An 18,130-nucleotide genomic window follows, 5' to 3' on the forward strand; every position below is an offset into this window, starting at 1 on the left:
TAAAACGCCCAGGCTTACGGCCCACTCTCCTTCCTATCCCGGGCCGCCTTTCTCGTAAGCGCTGTGCGCCATACCCCGCACCTATGACACCCGGAATCCGGCAGCAGCTTCAGCGACGTGGCGGCCCTTCCTTGCCCACCACGAAGTTTCCGCCGCGCAGCACCGCTTCTGCCATTTTCGTTTGGCCGGCAGTTCTACACTTATGCGCCGTAGCATGTGGGCAGCAGGCGGCCTTAGCTGAGTATGGGGGCTGATATTTCGTGCTAAGCCATAACTTGCCGCTCTCCCCACACTCTTTCCTACGTATGCGCTTCGCCCGTTCGTTTGCCTGGTCTTTTCTTCCTTTTGCGGCGCTGCTGGTAGCGGCCGGCTATTCGCCTACTGCTCCTGCGCCCGCTGTGGCCGCTTTCACGCAGGGCATCATCACCACCAAGGTTTCGCTGCCCGGCAACCCCTACGACAAATACCTCAGCAAGCTCGACCCGGCCAAGGGCAACCTCCAGGCCCAAATGCAGCAGCTGGCCGCCGGCCTCACGCCGGCCGAGCAGCAGAAGTTTCAGGCGGAAGCCGCCAAGCTCAGCCCGGCCATGACCATCGGGGCGCTGATGCTGCCGCGCAAGGGCACCATTTACTGCCGGGGCCAGGAAGCCCGCGCCACCACCGACGCGCTGACCTATCACCTGGAAAACTACTTCAACAACGCCACCAACAAGGGCCTGCTGCTGCTGTCTTCCCAGTCGACGCCCCAGACCGTGAACTACACCTACGACGCGGCCTCGGTGAAGAAAACCTGGCAGACCATTGTGGTAACGGCCCAGGACTACACCTCGAAAACCGGCCCCGAAACGGCCCTGGTAGCCGGCTACCTCAGCAAAAAAACGGTATACACCCTCAAGCCGGGCGCCGCTGCCACCACTACCGAGCCCGGCCAGATATCCGACAAGCCCGTTGCCCTCGACGTCTGGACTTCGGCCCAGATTCCGCAAAGCCTCAACTTTGCGCACCCCGTGTACGTGGCCGAAGCCCACGGCATCACCCGGCTGGTAGTATACTTCGATAAGGAGCGCAAGCAGCAGCTGGTGTACGAGTTTGCCAGCGTGCAGCCCAAAGCCATTACCGACCAGGACCTGAAAATCAAGACCACGGCCCCGGTGCTCGACTATGCCAAGGACGAAATGCAGGTGGCTATGAAGACGCTGGCCCTGATGATGGGCGGTGGCCCTCAGCCAGCCGGCTCCGACGACTAACCGTTCCGCGCCGGGCCGCCGGCCTCCCATGCAGCACCGCCCGGACGTATTCGGGCGGTGTCTTCGTTTTCGGCTAACCGGGAGTAAACGCCGGGGAGGCTGGCTACGTATTGCGGCAGCCCGTATTTTCAAGCTTTCTTTCCGTCTCTCTCCAGCTATTGAACACGGCATGAAACAGCAGCGGCTTTGGTTGACTCTGGTGGTCTTGCTTGCGTCCTTCACCGCCTCGGCCCAGTCCTTGTCGGGCGTGTGGCAGGGCGTGGAAACCGATACCGGCGAGCCGGGCGCGGTGTGGCCGGCTGTGCTGCGCCTGCAGAAAAGCAGCGGCACCAACCTGTTTGGGGTGCTGTACCAGGAAGTAGGCGACGAAGCCAGCCGCTCGGTTACGTTCCAGGTGCAGGGCCCGCGCACCGCCACCGGCCTGCGCCTCGACCATGTGCGCAAGCTCAGCGAAACGGGCAGCACGCTTTCAACTTACTGGTGTGAAGGCTCTATCACCTTCACCTACGACCCCAAGCTGGAAAAGCTGACCGGCCGCGCTACCTACCGCCCGGTGGGCACCTGCGGGGTGGGCACCTTCACGCTGTACCGCATCAGGCTGAAATCGGCGGGCACTGTGGCGGCGGGCACCGAAAGCACCCTGCGCGTGTCGGGGCGCAACGTGGTCTGGTACGCCGATGCGGCCCTCAAGCAGCCGGTGGCAACCGGCAACACCTACCGCACCACGCTCAGCAAAACCACTACGTTCTACCTCACGCAGGCCTACTACCCCACCCGCCAGAGCACGGCGGTGCCCATCACGATTCAGGTGACCGGCGCCGCTCCTAAGCCCGCTGCTCCGGCAGCACCGGATACCGTACGCCCGGCTCCGCTGCTAGCCGCCACGCCCGTGGTGCTGCCTACCGTGCTGTTCCGGCTGGGTACGGCCGAGCTGCTTCCGGAAGGCCTGCCCGCGCTGGAGCAGTTGGCTACCGAATTGAAGGCCCGGCCCGACCTTCGGCTGCGCGTAGCGGGCCACACCGACAAAATCGGGGAGCCGCAGAAAAACCAGGTTCTGTCGGAGCAGCGGGCCGGGGCGGTGAAGGCGTATCTGGTGAAGGCCGGCATTCCGGCTGCCCGCATCAGCACCACCGGCTACGGCGACTCCCGCCCGCTGTACCCCTCGCCCGATGCCCGCAACCGCCGCGTTGAAGTTTCGCAGGACAAGTAAGCCGGCCCTACAGTGCAGAAGAGCCGCCGGTTTATTTCAGCCGCACGGAAACACGCGGCGGGTTGCCGAAATGCTGCCAGTGGCTTTCGGCCTGCTCCCTGGTGCGGCGGCCGGCATACACGAGCAGCCGGTAGCGCAGCGTGTAGGTCTGGCCCGGCAGCAGCAGCCAGTCCCGGTCTTTGGTGGGCGAGAAGTTGATGAATACGTCGCCCCGTTTGTTCTGCGTTTCGGGCCACACGCGCAGCGGCTCGGGGTGGTTGTAGTTGGTGGGGCTCGACATGAGGAGGATGCCCGCGGAATCCTGATCCAGCTGGCCCTGCGCCAGACACCAGCGGGCCACCGAGCCGTCGGCTTCCTTGCGGCTGCGGCCCTCTGAGGTCAGGATTTCGCTGTTGTCGCGGTTCCACTTTTCGGTTGCCCGCCAGCTCAGGCCGCCATATCGGTACCTGAGCAGCCGCACCGGGCTGGCACTGGCGCAGCTCAGGCTGATGGTAAGAGCGTGTTTGGAAATTTGCGAAAACGCCGTTTCTGTCATGCTGAGCTTGTCGAAGCATCTCTACCGCTTGGTTGAAAAGCCTCATACGAAGCGGTAGAGATGCTTCGACAAGCTCAGCATGACGTTCTTTTATAATTCCCAAACACGCTCTTATATCTACCAGATAATAGTCCGGGTCAGAAGGCTGGTACACTCTCACCGACTGCAGCTCGTTCAGGGCTACCTGCTCCTGCCCGTTTTTGCGGAAGGCCACGTGCTCCTGCACTACCTGGTAGCCACTGAACACCGGCCCACTGGTGGCCGCCGCCAGGCTGGCAAACCGCACAGTGCCGGTACGCTTACGGAGGTTCCAGAAGTCCACTGTGTCGCCTTCGAACAGCACGTGCGTCCACGGGTTCCAGAGGCCGTAGTGGTGGTAATGGTCGGGCGGCTGGATGCGGGTCAGCTCCTGACCCTTTGGCGACCAAAGGGGGTGAATAAAGCCGCTGCGCCTGAAAGCCGTGTCCACTCCGGCCGGCGGATAGGCCGTTTTGTAGTTGTACTGCAGCAGTTTCCGGTTGCCGGCCAGCAGCAGCAGCGCCCCGTTTGCATGCCGGGCCTGGCTTGTGGCCGCCGCAGCAGCCGGAGCACCCTGCACCAGCTCGTACGTGCGCCGGCGCGGCTTGCCTGAGGTGCTTTCCATGAGCCAGTGCAGGCGCTGGGCAGCGGCGCTGGCGCTCAGCCCTATTCCAATCAGAAGCAACCAGAATTTCGTCATACGGGGCGTTACTGCTGCAAAAGCCGCTGCAAAGTAACGCCTCGGCCCCTACTGCCCACGCACCATTGCGTTCCGGCTTGTAGTTTAGAGGCGCCTTCTATTCCGTTGCCGATGCCCGCCTGCCCCGCTTCCAGCTCTCAGGCCCGACCGTTCGGGTTTCGCAAACTGCTCTTTTTCGGGCTGCTGCCTTTGCTGGCGCTGCCGGCACGGGCCCAGCACACTGCCGCCCCCCGCGACACCTCCTTCACCGCGCACAGCGCCTACCAGAAGGCCAAAAAGCAGCACCCCACTATTAGTATTGCACGGCCGCCGGTGCCCCGCGGAGTTCGGGCCCACACCAACCTTACGTACTGCACCCCAGGCAGCCGCAGCCTGCAGCTGGACGTGTTTCAGCCAAAGACCAAACGCCGGCAGCAGCTGCCGGCCGTGCTGCTCATTCATGGCGGCGGCTGGCGCTCCGGCGACCGAAGCCAGCACGTACCGATGGCGCAGCAGCTGGCCGGGCGCGGCTTTGTGGCCGTTACGGCCGAATACCGGCTTTCCACGGAAGCGGCCTACCCGGCCGCCGTGCAGGATCTGAAAGCCGCCATTCGCTGGATGCGCGCCAACGCCAGCCATTACGCCATTGATACCAGCCGCATTGCCGTGTGGGGCTTTTCGGCCGGCGGGCAGCTGGCCGCCCTGGTTGGCAGCACCAACGGCAACCCGCTGTTCGAGGCCGGCCCCTGCAACCGCAGCTTTTCCAGCAGCGCGCAGGCCATTGTAGATGTCGATGGGATTCTGGCCTTCATCCATCCGGAATCGGGCGAAGGCAACGACAGCAAGAGCACTTCGGCCGCTACCTATTGGTTCGGCAGCAACAAGCTCACGCGCCCCGACCTCTGGCAGCAAGCCTCGGCCCTGACCTACGCGGGTGCCGCTACGCCGCCCATTCTATTCCTCAACAGCGGCGTAGACCGTATGCACGCCGGCCGCGACGATATGATGCGCCAGCTGACCGCGCTGGGCATCTATACCGAAGTGCACAGCTTCCCGGAAGCGCCGCACCCGTTTCCGCTGTTCAACCCCTGGTTTGAGCCTACGCTGAACTACACGGTGGATTTCCTGCACAAAGTGCTGCCCCAACGATAAGCGCGTAACACAGCAAGGCATTCAGGAAGCCAGCCGGCGGCGCAGCACGTAGTGCGACACGCTGCTGCCGTCTTCCACCTGCACATAGGCATTGATGAACTCCCAGCCCTGGCTGTTGAGCCAGTTCAGCGCATCTATCACCGAGTTGAACTCTACCGGCCTGCCCTCCGAGTCGCGGAACAGGTTGCGCGAAAAGAACTTCTGCTGCTGGCCGTAGTCGATGGAGATATTCACTTTGCCATTGAGCTTCTGCTACGCGTTCAGCTGGCAATATTCTTCGGTGCGGGCCGGAGCGGCAACGGCAACCGGCTGCTGGGCCTGGCCAGCCAGGGCGCTGCCTGAGAGCAACGCGGCAAGTAAGAATGCTTTCATACGTTCAATAAAGTAACTGTAGGCCGCTCCCACTCGCGCAAACTCTGTACCATAGCTCTGTAGGCTCCCTTTTCTACGGCCGGCATGCTTGCAGCGGCCCGCCTGCGCAACTGCTTCACCGAGGAATTAATGCTGCTTGCATAACAATTTATCTTCTCCTACGTATTATCTTTGTATCCAACAAGCTGACTTTCGCACACATACATACTTTATCATGAAAAAGACCACTGCCGCTTTCTCTTCATTGCTGGTTCTGGGTGGGCTGGGGTCCTTGAGCTACCTCGCTGCCCAGGTTCGGGATTTTAGCCTGCATTTTGACCTCCGCGACGGCGAAGAGCTGCATTTCTAAGACCGGCCTGCGGGCTTGTTTTCCCGGAACCCTGCCCTGCGGCAGGGTTCTTTTGTTTTGGGCCCAAACAAACCCGGATTCACAATCAGGCAATTAGAAACCCGGCCCGAAAAAAACCACATCCATTCCCGGCTGTTTTCGGTACTTCACAGTTCGGCAGCTCGCAACGGGCTGCTTTACTCTTCTCTCACCCGCTGCCTTGTCCGGCGCCTGCCTTTGCGCAGGAAGCCGGGCCACGCAGCACAACCCAGAGCACTATGAACTTAACTGGCCTGAAAGAGCAGATCAGCTACATTATCGGCCGCGACCTGGCCCGCAACTTCGCCCAGCAGGGCCTCGACCTGGATGTAGACATCCTGGCGGCCAGCATGAAGGAAGGCATCAGCGGCGAGCCCAGCCGCCTGAGCCAGGAGCAAGTACAGGACGCCATGATGCAGCTGCAGCAGCAGATGGGCGGCCCCGAAGACGACGACACCCAAGACCCCAATGCCATGAACAACAACAAAGCGGAAGGCGAAGCTTTCCTGGCCGAGAACAAGAACAAGCCCGGCATCCAGACGCTGCCCAGCGGCCTGCAGTACGAAATCCTGACCGAAGGCTCGGGCAAGAAGCCCGGCCCGACCTCGCAGGTAACCACCCACTACCACGGCACGCTGCTCAACGGCAACGTATTCGACAGCTCCTACCAGCGCGGCCAGCCCGCTACGTTTGGCGTAAACCAGGTAATTGCCGGCTGGACAGAAGCCCTGCAGCTGATGCCCGAAGGCTCGAAGTGGCGCCTCTACATCCCCTCGGACCTAGCCTATGGCAAGCGGGGCGCCGGCCGCGACATCGGCCCCGACTCGGCACTCATCTTCGATGTGGAGCTGCTGAAAGTAAATAACTGAGGAAACCCGGTCGTCCGCCCGGCTGCTTTGGTTGCTGCTGCCCCACAATGGGTGCGCAGCAGCACGGCAGCCGGGCGGGCTTCTTCTGCCCCTGCCGTGTCCGACCATCCTTCTTCCGAAGAGCAGTTGCCGTCCGCCGAACTGCCGGCCCCGCCCCCGTCGCCCCGCGCGCCACTGCCCACGCTCAGCAGCGACGATGGCCGCCTGGTGCTGAGTGAGGATGCGCTGCAGGTGAACGGGCAGCGGTTTGCCCTGCTGGAGCTGGAGGCCGTGGAAGTGCATCATGTGCGCTGGCTGCTGTGGTTTCTGCTGGGCGGCTTCACGCTGGCCGGCTTCCTGCTGGGGCTGCTGCAGAACTGGGTGCGCACCATGCCGGCGGCGCTGGGCATTGTGGCGGGCGCACTGCTGCTGGCCTGGGGGCAGCGCGGCACCAACCGCCTGCGTCTGCACCGCCTGGGCCGCGAAGCCCTGTATGTTGCTTTGCCCGGCGAAACCACGCAGTGGCAAAAACTGGCGGCCGAAACCAACCGCCGCATCCGCCGCCGCCACGATGAAGCGGCCGAAGCCGCCGCGGCAGCGCTGCTGGCCGCCGAAGCCGCGGCACTGCCGCCCGAGCCCCCGACGACCGAATAAACTTCTTCCTCTTTCCGAATCACAACGACAGGGCACAATGATTCGGCTGCGGCTCCTACCTTTGGGCGATTTTTACGGCACCTACTCCCCTTTCCATCTTCTTCATGGACGCCAAACACCCCCACACGGCTATATCAACGGCAGGCCTGCTCATTGCCCTGGGCATTATTTACGGGGACATCGGGACGTCGCCGCTCTACGTGATGAAGGCGGTGGTGCCGGAGCGTATCACGCCGTTGCTGGTGTACGGCGGTATTTCCTGCGTTTTCTGGACCCTCACGCTCCAGACGACCATCAAATACGTGCTGCTGACGCTCAACGCCGACAACAACGGGGAAGGCGGCATTTTCTCGCTCTACACGCTGGTACGGCGGCGCGGCGGCTGGCTGTCGGCCGTGGCCATCCTCGGCGGCTCGGCCCTGCTGGCCGATGGCGTAATTACACCGCCTATTTCCGTCTCGTCGGCCATTGAGGGGCTGGAGGCCGTGTACCCGGGCATCCCGACGGTGCCCATCGTCATTGGCATTATCACGGGGCTGTTTCTGCTGCAGAGCTTCGGCACCCAGATTGTGGGCAAGGCGTTCGGGCCCATCATGCTCATCTGGTTTACGATGCTGGGCGTGCTGGGCGTCCATGGCGTGCTGCTGCACCCCGAGATTCTCAAGGCCCTGAACCCCTACTACGCCTACGACCTGCTGGTGAACTACCCCGGTGGCTTCTGGCTGCTGGGTGCGGTGTTTCTGTGCACCACCGGGGCCGAGGCGCTGTATTCTGACCTGGGCCACTGCGGCAAGGGCAACATCCGCATCAGCTGGATTTTCGTGAAGTCCTGCCTGGTCCTCAACTACATGGGCCAGGGCGGCTGGCTGATTGCCCACCAGGGCGAAATGCTCAACAAGCGCAACCCGTTCTATGAGCTGATGCCCGAGTGGTTTCTGCTCATCGGCATCGGTATTGCCACCATTGCGGCCATTATTGCCTCGCAGGCCCTTATCACGGGCTCGTTTACGCTGGTAGCCGAGGCTATCCGCCTGAATATGTGGCCCAAAGTGAAGCTTAACTACCCCACCGACGTGAAGGGCCAGCTCTACGTGCCCAGCATGAACCGGCTGCTGCTGCTGGGCTGCATTGTGGTGGTGCTGTACTTCCAGCGCTCCGAAAACATGGAAGCCGCCTACGGCCTGGCCATCACGCTCACCATGCTCATGACCACGGTGCTGCTCACGATGTGGCTGCACTCCAAGAAGGTACCGCTGGCCGCTATTGCGCTGTTTGTGCTGGTGTACGGCGCCATCGAAGTGTCGTTTCTGATTGCCAACCTCATCAAGTTTCCGCACGGCGGCTGGGTGTCGCTGGCCATCGGGGCTACGCTGGTAAGCGTGATGTACGTGTGGCTGCGGGCCTTCTACATCAAGCGCCGCCTTACGGAGTTCGTCAAGATTGACCCCTACATGGAAGCCCTCAAGGAGCTTTCCGACGACGAAACGGTACCGAAATACGCCACCCACCTCGTGTTTATGACCTCGGCGGAGCGGGCCTCGGAAATCGAGTCGAAAATAATCTACTCCATCTTCCAGAAACGCCCCAAACGCGCTGACATCTACTGGTTTGTGCACGTAGACACCACCGACGAGCCGTATACGATGGAGTACAAAGTGCACGAACTGGCCCACGATGATGCCTTCCGCATCACGTTCCGGCTGGGCTTCCGGGTGGAGCAGCGCATCAACCTGTACTTCCGCAAGGTGGTGGAAGACCTAGTGCGCAATAAAGAGGTGGACATTACGTCGCGCTACGAGTCCCTGAGCAAGCAGCACGTAACCGGCGACTTCCGCTTCGTGGTGCTGGAAAAATTCCTTTCCGTCGAAAACGAGTTTCCGTGGGCCGAGAAGCTGGTGATGCAGGCCTACTTCTACATCAAGCAGTTCATTGCCTCCGAAGACAAGTATTTCGGCCTCGACACCAGCTCCGTGAAAGTGGAAAAAGTACCACTCGTCATCACGCCGGTGCGCGACGTGGCCCTGAAGCGGGTGATGTAAAATTATGTGCTTCGCGGGCAGTTGCCCATCTGATAAAAGCCCTGCTGTCGGTCAGCAGGGCTTTTTTGCTTTTTGGCGCTTATCAGCTGCTGGCACCCAAGGAATTAGGCAAGCCGAATACTTGGATTTGGGCAGGAATTTTCTTCCCTTGAAGCACTGCACTTTTTCCACAACCCAAACTCCCCAACAGTATGCGTACTTCTACCCTTCCTGCCGCTTTGCTGGCGGTATTGCTGGCCGGCTGCCAGCACCAGGCCGATGAGCAGCTCACGCCCCAGCCCGAAGCCGACCCCGCTACAGCCCTCACCAGCCAGCAGCTCGACGAGCAGATTATGAGCCGCCTGCGCGAAACCGGTAAGTATGACTGGAACCAGGCCACAGCCCACGTCGTCTGGAGTGCCCTCACCCGCTCCGATTATGTGCTGTCGGTGGGCTACCAACCCGCCGGCCACCGCGGCGCCCTGCCTGATGATGCGGCCACCAACCCGGCCTGGCAGCAGGCCCGCGCCCAGGTGCTGGCCCTCATTCTGGCCGAAGAGCAGAAAGCCCACCCCGAGCTGACGGCCGAAAAGCTGGTGGCCTACGAAGAAAACGTGCTGCCCGTGCTGGATGTGACGGTGCGGGAGCTGAGCACCATCAAGGCGCTGCGGGCGTCCGGGCTGGTGCGCTACGCCGAGCCGATGGGCTACGAGCCCAACCGCCCCGATGCCTACAAAGGCGCAGCCGCTCTGAGCAGCAGCGGCTGCGGCAGCAACACGGCCACCGCCGGCCTCGTAGCCGGCGCCGACTACACAGTGCTCAGCGGCGGCAGCAAGTCGTCGTGGAACCAGGCCGACCAGTATCACGGCATCCGCTCGGCCTGGAACCAGAGCACCGGCCGCGGCGTGAAAATCCTCATCATCGACTCGGGCAGCTCCGACACCCAGGAGAACCTGGGCGCCGCTTTCAACCAGGGCCAGAGCACCGGGCGTACCATTGAGCGCCTCGTGACCCTGCCCCGCAGCAGCGTTTTCGGCATTTCGTACGGCGACGCCGAAACGCCCAACGACGGCTGCGGCCACGGCACCAGCATGGCCGGCGCCGCCGCAGCCCCGCGTGGCACCGATGGCGCTTCGGTGGGCATTGCCTACAACGCCAACCTGATTACGGTGCGGGCTGCCGAAGACGTGTTTCTGGATGCCAGCCGCGAAGTGAAGGGCGTGTCGGATGCCTACATTCTGGCCGGCAACCGCGCCGATGTGCGCATTATCAGCATGAGCATGGGCCGCCTCACCAGTTCGTCGCAAATGCTCGACGCCATCCGCTACGCTTATGGCCGCGGCAAGCTTATCTTCTGCGCCGCCGGCACTTCCTTCGACTGGTCGGCCGGTATTGTGGGCGTCATCTACCCCGCTTCGCTGCCCGAAGCCGTGGCCGTGACGGGCGTGAAAGACAACCTCACAACCCGCTGCGACGAGTGCCACACCGGCTCGGACGTGGAGTTTATTGTGGTGATGCAGCGCACCAGCGTAGACCGGCGGCCCCTCACGCTGGCTATGTCCGGCGACGCGCCGAGTACCGTGGGCGGCTCCAGCGTGGCCACGGCCAGCATGGCCGGCATGACGGCCGTGGTGTGGGCCAAGTACCCCTCCGAAACCCGCGCCCAGATTATGAGCCGCCTCGTGGCGGCCAGCTCCAACCGCAATGCCCGCAGCAGCAGCTTTGGCTGGGGCCGCGTGAATGTGGCCGCCGCCGTTGGCGCGCTGCCGCTGTAGGTTTGCCGCCGTAATTCTGCCGGTGAGCACAAGGCCCCGTCCGGAATCCGGGCGGGGCCTTGTGCGTGGTGATTCAGGTAGCAGCAGAACTACTATCTTATGGCCACGACGCACCTATCCTCTTGAATCGACACCTGTCATCTTTCCGTTTGCTCCTGCTACAGCCGGCCGGCTGGCTTGTGCTGGCCGGCATCCTGTTATCTGCCTGCAACCGTACCCCTGAGCGAATCGGTTTAACAGCCACCACGGAAATACGCTTCCGCAAACCAGCCAGCTACTACCCACAGGCCCGTTGCATCTTGGCCTACTACGATGACAGCCTGCGTGGGCAGGAGTACTTCTACTTTCTCGACCGCGCCAGCAACACGCTGCTGCATACCCGGCTGGCAGCGGCTCCTCCGGCGGATTCCGTTTTCGCGCTTCAGCGAACCAGCCTCGCGCACCTGTTTCACCACACACCTTATCCCCTGGAGGCAATGGGCGTTTTCGCCCCTGATTCGCTGGTGTTCGTGGATGGCGGCGTGCACAGTATCTGCCTGACCAACGCCCAGGGCCAGGTGCGGCAGCAGTGGCAGCCCCGCGCCCCCATCTATGGGCGCACCCCCTACTTCATTACCACCGGCTTCCAGCCTGTTTATACCAAAGGGTCCCGGCTCTACCTGCACGCCGGACCCGACGATGTCGGCAACATCACGGCCGATACGATGGCGTTTCACCGGCTGCTCACCTACAAGACCGGTCTGGTGCTGGACGTGCGCGACACGCTTTTTGCCAACAACTTCACCGGCGAATTTCCCGGTTTTCTGAGCGCGAAGAACAACTTCAACATTGTGGCTCCGCAAAGCTGCGTTACGCCCGAGGGCGACTACCTTTTCACCTACGGCTCCTTCAGCCAGATATACCGCTACGCGCTTTCCGGCCATAAGCAGGTAACAGACGCCCCCAGCCGCTACCACCGGCCGGCCCGGGGCCTACCCTTTTCCTCGTTGAAAAACCATCAGGATCTGATTGGCTACAAGCTCACGGAGCCCGAATACGGCCCGCTACTCTCTGATCCGTACCGCCGCCGCTATCTGCGCGTGTACCGCCACGGCCTTCCCGCTGCCCTCAACCAGCCCGTGCGCCCCTCCTACGCCGATATACCCTGGAGTCTGTTGATTCTGGATGCCGGGTTGAACGTGGTAGGCGAAGTGCCGTTTGCTCCGACCTACGACCCGGACCTGATTCTGGTCACGCGCCGCGGCGTGCTCATCGGCAACCATCGCCCCGAACATGCCGGCTATAATCCGCAGCAGCTTAGCTTTCTGCTTTTCACTTACCAGCCTCTTCAAGCTCCTTCCTCCTAATGCGCTATTTCTTTCCACTATCGTTTCTGATGTGTATCGCTGGCGTAATTAGCAGCAGCAGCTGCTCCTCTCCCACAGGCACCCCAGCTACCGAAAGCAGTCCGGTTCCTGCAGCCAGCGCTACTTCCCCCATGCCCAACCAGCTTTTCGCTACCTACCTGCACGATACGTTCAGCCATACGATTCCTTCCTCGGGTGAGCACTGGTATGTCGTTATTCCGGCTGTTGGGTGCCTGGGCTGTGCTCATGCTGAGCTACGCTACCTCGCCGGTACGGCCTGGGCGCCCACTGTCACAGTCGTCACCTCCGGACTCCTGCGCGACCTTTCCAAAGCCGAGCAAACTAGCTTGGCCCGCCACGTGCAGCTACTGGCCGACACGTTTCGGGTTGCTGACAACACGCTGGACCGGATTTCCCTGCCCTTTCACTCCCTCACCGGCCTCGTGCGTACCCGCGACGGCCAAGCCGTGGAATTCTTGCCCTTCGACAAGGATACCTATCAGCACGTTCTGGCGACCCTACCCAAACGCCGGCCCTGAAAGCCCAGCAATGCCTCACAACCGCTTATCTCACAACCAAGCCTCCCCATTCCCGCGCTACCATGCCCACCCGCGCCCGGTGCCGCTGCCGTCCCGCGTCGTACACCGGCTCAAACAGCACCGAGTCCGAAGCGTCTAGGTCCAGCCACAGCGTATCACCCAGCGCTAGTACGTCGCCGCCTGGCTCGATGCGGGCCGGCACCACAAACGCCACCCGCACCAGCTCCGGATAGGCTCTATGCAGGGCTTCTTCCTGCGTGTTAGCCAGCCCGTAGCGTCATTCAACTTCGTGGATGCCTGGCGCTCGGAAACCTCCGAAGAGGCAACCTTCAACCGCACTACAGCCGAAACCCGGCCCGCCGTTCAGCTGGACCTGGTGTCGGCTCAGGGCACGCACGAGCCGGCTTATGTGTACTTCGAAGCCGGAGCAACTGCCGGTATTGATGACCACTACGACGCCGAGAAACTACCCAACACTACGGGCCTCAACCTGGCCTCGGTAGCCGCCGGCACCAATCTGGCCGTGAATGGTCTGCCGCTGCTCACGGCTGCAACCATCGTTCCTTTAAGCGTAGGTATCCCCGCAACGGGCTTGTATTCGCTGCATGCCACTTCCCTGCTTAACCTGGGCACTACCGATGTATATCTGCAGGATGCCCTGACCGGTCAGCGGGTGAATCTGCAGCAGCAGCCGAGCTACAGCTTCTCGGCCGGCAACACCGCCCTCATTACGGGCCGCTTCTCACTGCACTTCAGCCCGCAGCGGGCCCTGGCTACCAAAAACGGCTTCACGGCCGCCAGCGTAAGCGTCTATCCGAACCCGGCCCACAACAGCTTCACGCTGCTGGTGCCCGCCGTTAGCGGTGCCACCCAGGCTACCGCCGTACTTTACAACGTGCTGGGGCAGCCCGTACGGGAACTGACGCTGGCTTTGCCGGCCGCCGGTGCCCAGACCACCATGACGGTGCAGGGCCTGGCGCTGGGCGTGTATACGCTGCGTGTAAAGGCAGGCGCTGCTACCATCACCAAGCAGGTGGTGATTAACTAGCCTGCCGCTTTTTCTCTGCACCCTTACTCGACTCGCCATGAAAAAGGTTCTTATCCCCGTTACCGCCGCTTTTCTGTTTTTCCTCACTACTTCCGCTGCGCTGGCCCAAGGCCCGGGCTCCGGCGGCCCCGAGCCACAGGACCCGCAGCAGCCCACCGCCGTGCCTATTGATGGCGGCGCCTCGCTGCTGCTGGCCGCCGGTGCTGCCTATGGCTGGCGCCGCATGAGAAACAAGAACAAGAAATAGGCGGCCAGCCCCCCTAATCAACCAAAAGCCCATCCGTGTTTACGGATGGGCTTTTGGTTGATTAGGGGGGCGCCACTGCAGGCACAGTGCGGGAGGTTTCAGGATGACAGCCTGCGAAAAATCACCTTATCCGTATGACCTTCATCAAGCGGCCGGGCCGGGCAACAGCGTAACCTTGTAACGCCATAGCAGGGCCCCATTTGCCCGGCAAAATCGATTCATTTGAAGTGCACCCAGTTTTTCCTGTTGCCATGAATATCACCGTTTTCAGCTCCTATCCTTTTGAGCGCCCTTACCTTCTGGAGGCTGCACAAGAGCAGTATACCTTGCAGTTCATCGATAAAGCGCTGAATCTGGAAACAGCCAGGCAGGCCGCCGGTAGCATGGCCGTGGCCGTTTTCGTCAACGACGACGCTTCGGCGCCGGTGCTGGAGCGGCTCTGGACGCTGGGCGTGCGCTACCTGCTGGTGCGCTCTACCGGCCACGACAACGTAGATTTGCCCACGGCCCACCGCCTGGGGCTGCGCGTGGCTACCGTGCCCCACTACTCGCCCTTCGCCATTGCCGAGCACGCCCTGGCCCTGATGCTGGCCCTCAACCGCCACCTGCGCCAGGCCGATGCCCAGATCCGCCGCGCCGATTTCCGGTTGGATAACCTCGTGGGCTTCGACCTGCACGGCAAAACGGTAGGCATCATTGGCTGCGGCACCATCGGGGGCACGCTGGCGCGGCTCCTGCACGGCTTCGGCTGCCGCCTGCTCGGCTACGACGTGCAGCCTGACGCGGAACTCACCCGGCGCTACGACCTCGAATACGTGCCGCTGGATACGCTCTGTGCGCTTTCTGATGTTGTGTCGATTCATGCGCCGCTCACGCCCGCTACCCGCCATATGCTGGGTGCCGGACAGCTGGCCAAGCTCAAGCACGGGGCTATGCTCATCAACACTGGCCGCGGCGCCCTGCTGGACACCGCTGCGGCTCTGGCCGCGCTGGACTCGGGGCAGCTGGGCTACCTGGGCCTTGATGTGTACGAATTCGAGAAGGGCCTGTTCTTCAATGACCATTCGCAGCAGCCGCTACAGGATGAGCTGCTGGAACAACTCCTGGCCCACCCCAATGTGCTCGTGACGGGCCATCAGGGCTTCCTCACCCGCGACGCTCTGAGCAGCATTGCCACTACTTCTATCGAAACCCTGGGCTGCTGGCTCTCCGGGCATCCTGCCCCCAACGAGTTGCTCCCCGCGCAGGCTGCTAAGCAAGTAGCCCATTCTGCTTAGCCCCCTGAACTGCGTGCGGCCGCAGCCCTGTAGCCACATGGCCTTGATGGAGCATGGCCAGAGCACCTGCTCAAAAGGGCCAGCCTGTAACATCAAAAAGCCCCCGTCCGGAATCCGGACGGGGGCTTTTTCTTTATCGAAAATCACCAACAGCTTAGCGCACCGGCAGCCACTTGGCCAGCACCGCCTGCTGGGCGGCCGTGGGGCTGGCTACCCGCTCGATGCGGTAGCGCTGGGCCGTGCCAGCCAGCAGCGGAAACCGCAGCTCCTGCACCTGCCCGTCGCGCGATACCAGCAGTTGCACCTCCGAGCCAGTAGCCCGGCCGGCCAGCGCCTGATTCAGGTCGCCGGTGAGGCGGGCGCCATCGAGGGCCAGGATTTCGTCGTTCACGTTCAGGCCGCCCTGCCAGGCGCTGCCGCCGCGTGCGGTGCTCGTTACTACGTTGCGGCCGCCGGCGCTGCTTACGGTGGCGCCCAGCGCCGCGCCTTCGGCTACCGGCGTAGCTTTCAGCGTGAGGCCCGCGTACCCGAATGCTGTTTCGTAGGGCAGCGTTTCGGTGCCGTAGACGTGGCGGCGGAAGAACTCATCGAAGCGGCGGCCAGCCACTTTGGCCACGGCCGCCTGGTACTCCTCGTCCGTGAAGCCGCGCTGCTTTTTCGTGTAGTATTCGTCGTAGAGGTAGCGCATCACGTCGTCGAGGCTTTTCTGGCCTTTCGTTTCGTTGATGACCATCAGGTCCAGCACGGCCCCGATCAACTCGCCCTTATCGTAGTAGCTGATGCCGGTGTTAGCCGAGTTTTCGTTGGGGCGGTAGTACTTGATCCAGGCGTCGTAGCTGCTTTCGGCGGCCGACTGCTGCTTGTTGCCGGGTGTGTTTTCTACCCGCCCGATGCCGTTGCTCAGGTCGGCCAGATAGCCGTCCGGCGTCACGAAACCAGCGCGCTGCACAATCAGGTTCGAGAAATACTCGGTGCCGCCTTCGCTCACCCACAGCATGCGGGTGTAGTTTTCCTGGTCGTAGTTGAAGGGCCCCAGCGCCACCGGGCGGATGCGCTTCACGTTCCAGAGGTGAAAATATTCGTGCGCCACCAGCCCCAGGAAGCCCTTGTAGCCGCCCTCGGTGCTGTAGGCATTGCGCGACACCGACAGCGTGGTGGAGAACAGGTGCTCCAGCCCGCCCGTGCCCCGGTCGATGTTGTGGATGATGAACAGGTAGCGGTCCAGCGGATTTTTGCCTACCACGCGGTGCGCTTCCTCGCACACCTTTTTAATGTCGGTGAGGAGCTTGGCTTCGTCGTACTTTACGCCCTGCCCGAACATGGCAATGGTGTGCGGCGTGCCGGCCGCCTCAAAGCTCAGCACCTTGTGCGTCCCGATTTCGATAGGCGAATCGGCCAGCTCATCGTAGCTGGAAGAACGGAAGGTGAACTGGCCGCCGGCCGGCTTGAGGCTGGTGCTCACCTGCGTCCAGCCCGGCGCGGGCTTTACTTCCAGCGTGCTGGGCAGCGCCTGGTTTTCGGCGGGGTACATGAAGACGCTGGTGCCGTTTACGTAGCCGTGAGCGGCATCCAGGAAGCTGGTACGCACGCTCAGCTCGTAGGCGTACACGCGGTAGCGCACTGTAAAGTCCTTGTTTTTGGGGTGGTAGACGCGCCAGGTGTTTTTGGCGGTTTTCTCTACTCGCAGGGCCTCGCTCCCGGCCTGGGCCGTGAAGCCTTCTACGTGCCGCGAAAACTCCCGCACCAGATACGAGCCCGGCGCCCACACCGGCATTTTCAGGTCGGTGTACTGCTTACTGAAGCCGCTGAGCGAGGTTTCGACTTCGAAATAGTGCGTCTGCGGAGCCGGCATAGCCAGCGTGTAGCGCAGCACCGGAGCCGCCAGCGCCGCGCTGAACTGGCTCAGCAGCAGCACCAGCACCGCCGCCACAAGCAGGCGGGTACGGGAATGGGTCATGAAAAGGGAATTAGGTGAGAAGAGAGAAGCCTGCCGGTTGCCACCGAAGTGCCGCCTTGCAGGCCAGGGCAAAGAACGGGTAAAAACCAGCAGGGCTGCAAGCCGGCCGGCAAAGTCGCGCGGGCTGTTCCCTGGTTTCCGGCGGGCCCCACCACCTGCTGGCAGGCCGGAACCCGGGCCGTAGCTCCGCCGTTAGGGAGGCAACAGCCCGCCGCTTTCCGGGTTGCCTCCTTCTATGCGCTTTGTCTGGATAGCCTTTATTGCCTTGGCCGCCTTATTACTAGGCGTGTTCTTGTGGCCGAGCCGCCCGGCAGAGCGCGCCGTCTCTACCGCGGAGGAGCCGCTGCCGGTGCAGCGCACGGCCTGGGTTACCAGCACCCGCCCTACTCCCCGCGCCGATAGTGTGGTCACCTTTGCGATGCGGCAGCTGGGCACCAACTACTGCTACGCCGGCAACACCCCCGCCACCGGCTTCGACTGCTCCGGTTTCGTGCAGTACGTGTTCAGCAACTTCAACCTGCCGGTGCCGCACTCTACGGCTCTGCTTATTAGCGTGGGCCGCCCCATAGCGCGCGAGCAGGCCCGCCGCGGCGATATTGTAGTATTCACGGGTACGGCCGCTACCTCTACCACGCCTGGCCACGCCGGCATCGTCATTTCCGGGCCGGGTGAGCCGCTGCGTTTTATCCACTCTTCTTCAGCTCGCCGCGAATCCGGCGTGAAAATCAGCCAGGTAGAAGGCACCGACTATGCGCGGCGCTTCATGCAGGTGCGCCGGGTGCTGTAGAGAGTAACTGAGTAGCGGAGTAACGGAGTAATTGTGCTGTATTTCAGAACGATT

The 18,130-nt window shown here is 62.4% G+C and carries 18 protein-coding genes and 1 pseudogene; 14 read left to right on the top strand and 5 right to left on the bottom strand.

What is annotated here, in order from left to right; all coding sequences use genetic code 11:
• Positions 1-305: 305 nt before the first annotated feature.
• Complete coding sequence (locus tag BUE15_RS04585) at positions 306-1,247, top strand: hypothetical protein (protein WP_073281592.1); 942 nt, start codon at positions 306-308, stop codon at positions 1,245-1,247.
• 205 nt (positions 1,248-1,452) lie between these two features.
• Positions 1,453-2,457, top strand: a complete 1,005-nt coding sequence (locus tag BUE15_RS04590) for an OmpA family protein (protein ID WP_170865189.1) — start codon at positions 1,453-1,455, stop codon at positions 2,455-2,457.
• 31 nt (positions 2,458-2,488) lie between these two features.
• On the opposite strand, the gene BUE15_RS04595 is transcribed toward BUE15_RS04590, so the two are convergent.
• Together BUE15_RS04595 and BUE15_RS21265 are read right to left on the bottom strand one after the other, a co-directional pair.
• Positions 2,489-2,992, bottom strand: coding sequence for a DUF6807 family protein (locus BUE15_RS04595; protein WP_073281596.1), 504 nt, complete (start codon positions 2,990-2,992; stop codon positions 2,489-2,491).
• Between the two features lie 118 nt (positions 2,993-3,110).
• Positions 3,111-3,710: pseudogene (locus BUE15_RS21265) on the bottom strand (DUF6807 family protein); the annotation flags it as partial.
• A 111-nt stretch (positions 3,711-3,821) separates the two neighbouring features.
• Between BUE15_RS21265 and BUE15_RS04610 the strand changes: the two are divergent.
• On the top strand, positions 3,822-4,841 hold the full coding sequence (locus BUE15_RS04610) for an alpha/beta hydrolase (protein ID WP_073281600.1): 1,020 nt from the start codon (positions 3,822-3,824) through the stop codon (positions 4,839-4,841).
• Between the two features lie 21 nt (positions 4,842-4,862).
• On the opposite strand, the gene BUE15_RS04615 is transcribed toward BUE15_RS04610, so the two are convergent.
• Complete coding sequence (locus BUE15_RS04615) at positions 4,863-5,075, bottom strand: hypothetical protein (protein WP_073281602.1); 213 nt, start codon at positions 5,073-5,075, stop codon at positions 4,863-4,865.
• Between the two features lie 352 nt (positions 5,076-5,427).
• Here BUE15_RS04615 and BUE15_RS22460 point away from each other — a divergent pair, with 352 nt between their 5' ends.
• From BUE15_RS22460 to BUE15_RS04650, 7 genes are all read left to right on the top strand, one after another.
• On the top strand, positions 5,428-5,562 hold the full coding sequence (locus BUE15_RS22460; RefSeq protein ID WP_262987456.1) for a hypothetical protein: 135 nt from the start codon (positions 5,428-5,430) through the stop codon (positions 5,560-5,562).
• A gap of 257 nt (positions 5,563-5,819) precedes the next feature.
• Positions 5,820-6,449, top strand: coding sequence for a BamJ family beta-barrel-assembly machinery protein (locus tag BUE15_RS04625; protein ID WP_084548821.1), 630 nt, complete (start codon positions 5,820-5,822; stop codon positions 6,447-6,449).
• A gap of 96 nt (positions 6,450-6,545) precedes the next feature.
• Positions 6,546-7,082, top strand: a complete 537-nt coding sequence (locus BUE15_RS04630) for a hypothetical protein (protein WP_073281608.1) — start codon at positions 6,546-6,548, stop codon at positions 7,080-7,082.
• A 104-nt stretch (positions 7,083-7,186) separates the two neighbouring features.
• Positions 7,187-9,121 (top strand): KUP/HAK/KT family potassium transporter, encoded by a 1,935-nt coding sequence (locus BUE15_RS04635; protein ID WP_073281610.1) that lies wholly within the window; start codon positions 7,187-7,189, stop codon positions 9,119-9,121.
• 191 nt (positions 9,122-9,312) lie between these two features.
• Positions 9,313-10,875, top strand: a complete 1,563-nt coding sequence (locus BUE15_RS04640) for a S8 family peptidase (protein ID WP_073281612.1) — start codon at positions 9,313-9,315, stop codon at positions 10,873-10,875.
• A gap of 149 nt (positions 10,876-11,024) precedes the next feature.
• On the top strand, positions 11,025-12,221 hold the full coding sequence (locus tag BUE15_RS04645) for a DUF4221 family protein (RefSeq protein ID WP_073281614.1): 1,197 nt from the start codon (positions 11,025-11,027) through the stop codon (positions 12,219-12,221).
• Between the two features lie 131 nt (positions 12,222-12,352).
• Positions 12,353-12,760, top strand: a complete 408-nt coding sequence (locus BUE15_RS04650; protein ID WP_073281616.1) for a hypothetical protein — start codon at positions 12,353-12,355, stop codon at positions 12,758-12,760.
• A gap of 25 nt (positions 12,761-12,785) precedes the next feature.
• On the opposite strand, the gene BUE15_RS04655 is transcribed toward BUE15_RS04650, so the two are convergent.
• A complete protein-coding gene (locus BUE15_RS04655; RefSeq protein WP_073281619.1) occupies positions 12,786-12,980 on the bottom strand; it encodes a hypothetical protein in 195 nt (64 codons plus the stop codon).
• 18 nt (positions 12,981-12,998) lie between these two features.
• Here BUE15_RS04655 and BUE15_RS04660 point away from each other — a divergent pair, with 18 nt between their 5' ends.
• The 3 genes from BUE15_RS04660 to BUE15_RS04670 all read left to right on the top strand — a co-directional run bounded on the left by BUE15_RS04660 (position 12,999) and on the right by BUE15_RS04670 (position 15,332).
• Positions 12,999-13,808, top strand: a complete 810-nt coding sequence (locus BUE15_RS04660) for a T9SS type A sorting domain-containing protein (protein ID WP_073281621.1) — start codon at positions 12,999-13,001, stop codon at positions 13,806-13,808.
• A 37-nt stretch (positions 13,809-13,845) separates the two neighbouring features.
• Positions 13,846-14,055: a PID-CTERM protein-sorting domain-containing protein gene (locus BUE15_RS04665; protein ID WP_073281623.1), complete on the top strand. Its 210-nt coding sequence runs from the start codon at positions 13,846-13,848 to the stop codon at positions 14,053-14,055.
• 251 nt (positions 14,056-14,306) lie between these two features.
• The gene (locus BUE15_RS04670; protein ID WP_073281625.1) at positions 14,307-15,332 is read left to right on the top strand and encodes an NAD(P)-dependent oxidoreductase; all 1,026 of its coding nucleotides are present in this window, start codon (positions 14,307-14,309) and stop codon (positions 15,330-15,332) included.
• Between the two features lie 154 nt (positions 15,333-15,486).
• Here BUE15_RS04670 and BUE15_RS04675 read toward each other — a convergent pair whose 3' ends face one another.
• A complete protein-coding gene (locus BUE15_RS04675) occupies positions 15,487-17,289 on the bottom strand; it encodes a M61 family metallopeptidase (RefSeq protein ID WP_073281627.1) in 1,803 nt (600 codons plus the stop codon).
• A 235-nt stretch (positions 17,290-17,524) separates the two neighbouring features.
• Between BUE15_RS04675 and BUE15_RS04680 the strand changes: the two genes are divergently transcribed.
• Positions 17,525-18,076, top strand: a complete 552-nt coding sequence (locus tag BUE15_RS04680; RefSeq protein ID WP_073281629.1) for a C40 family peptidase — start codon at positions 17,525-17,527, stop codon at positions 18,074-18,076.
• Positions 18,077-18,130: the final 54 nt, after the last annotated feature.

It is taken from the genome of Hymenobacter psychrotolerans DSM 18569, from assembly GCF_900142395.1.
Taxonomy (GTDB): Bacteria; Bacteroidota; Bacteroidia; order Cytophagales; family Hymenobacteraceae; genus Hymenobacter; species Hymenobacter psychrotolerans.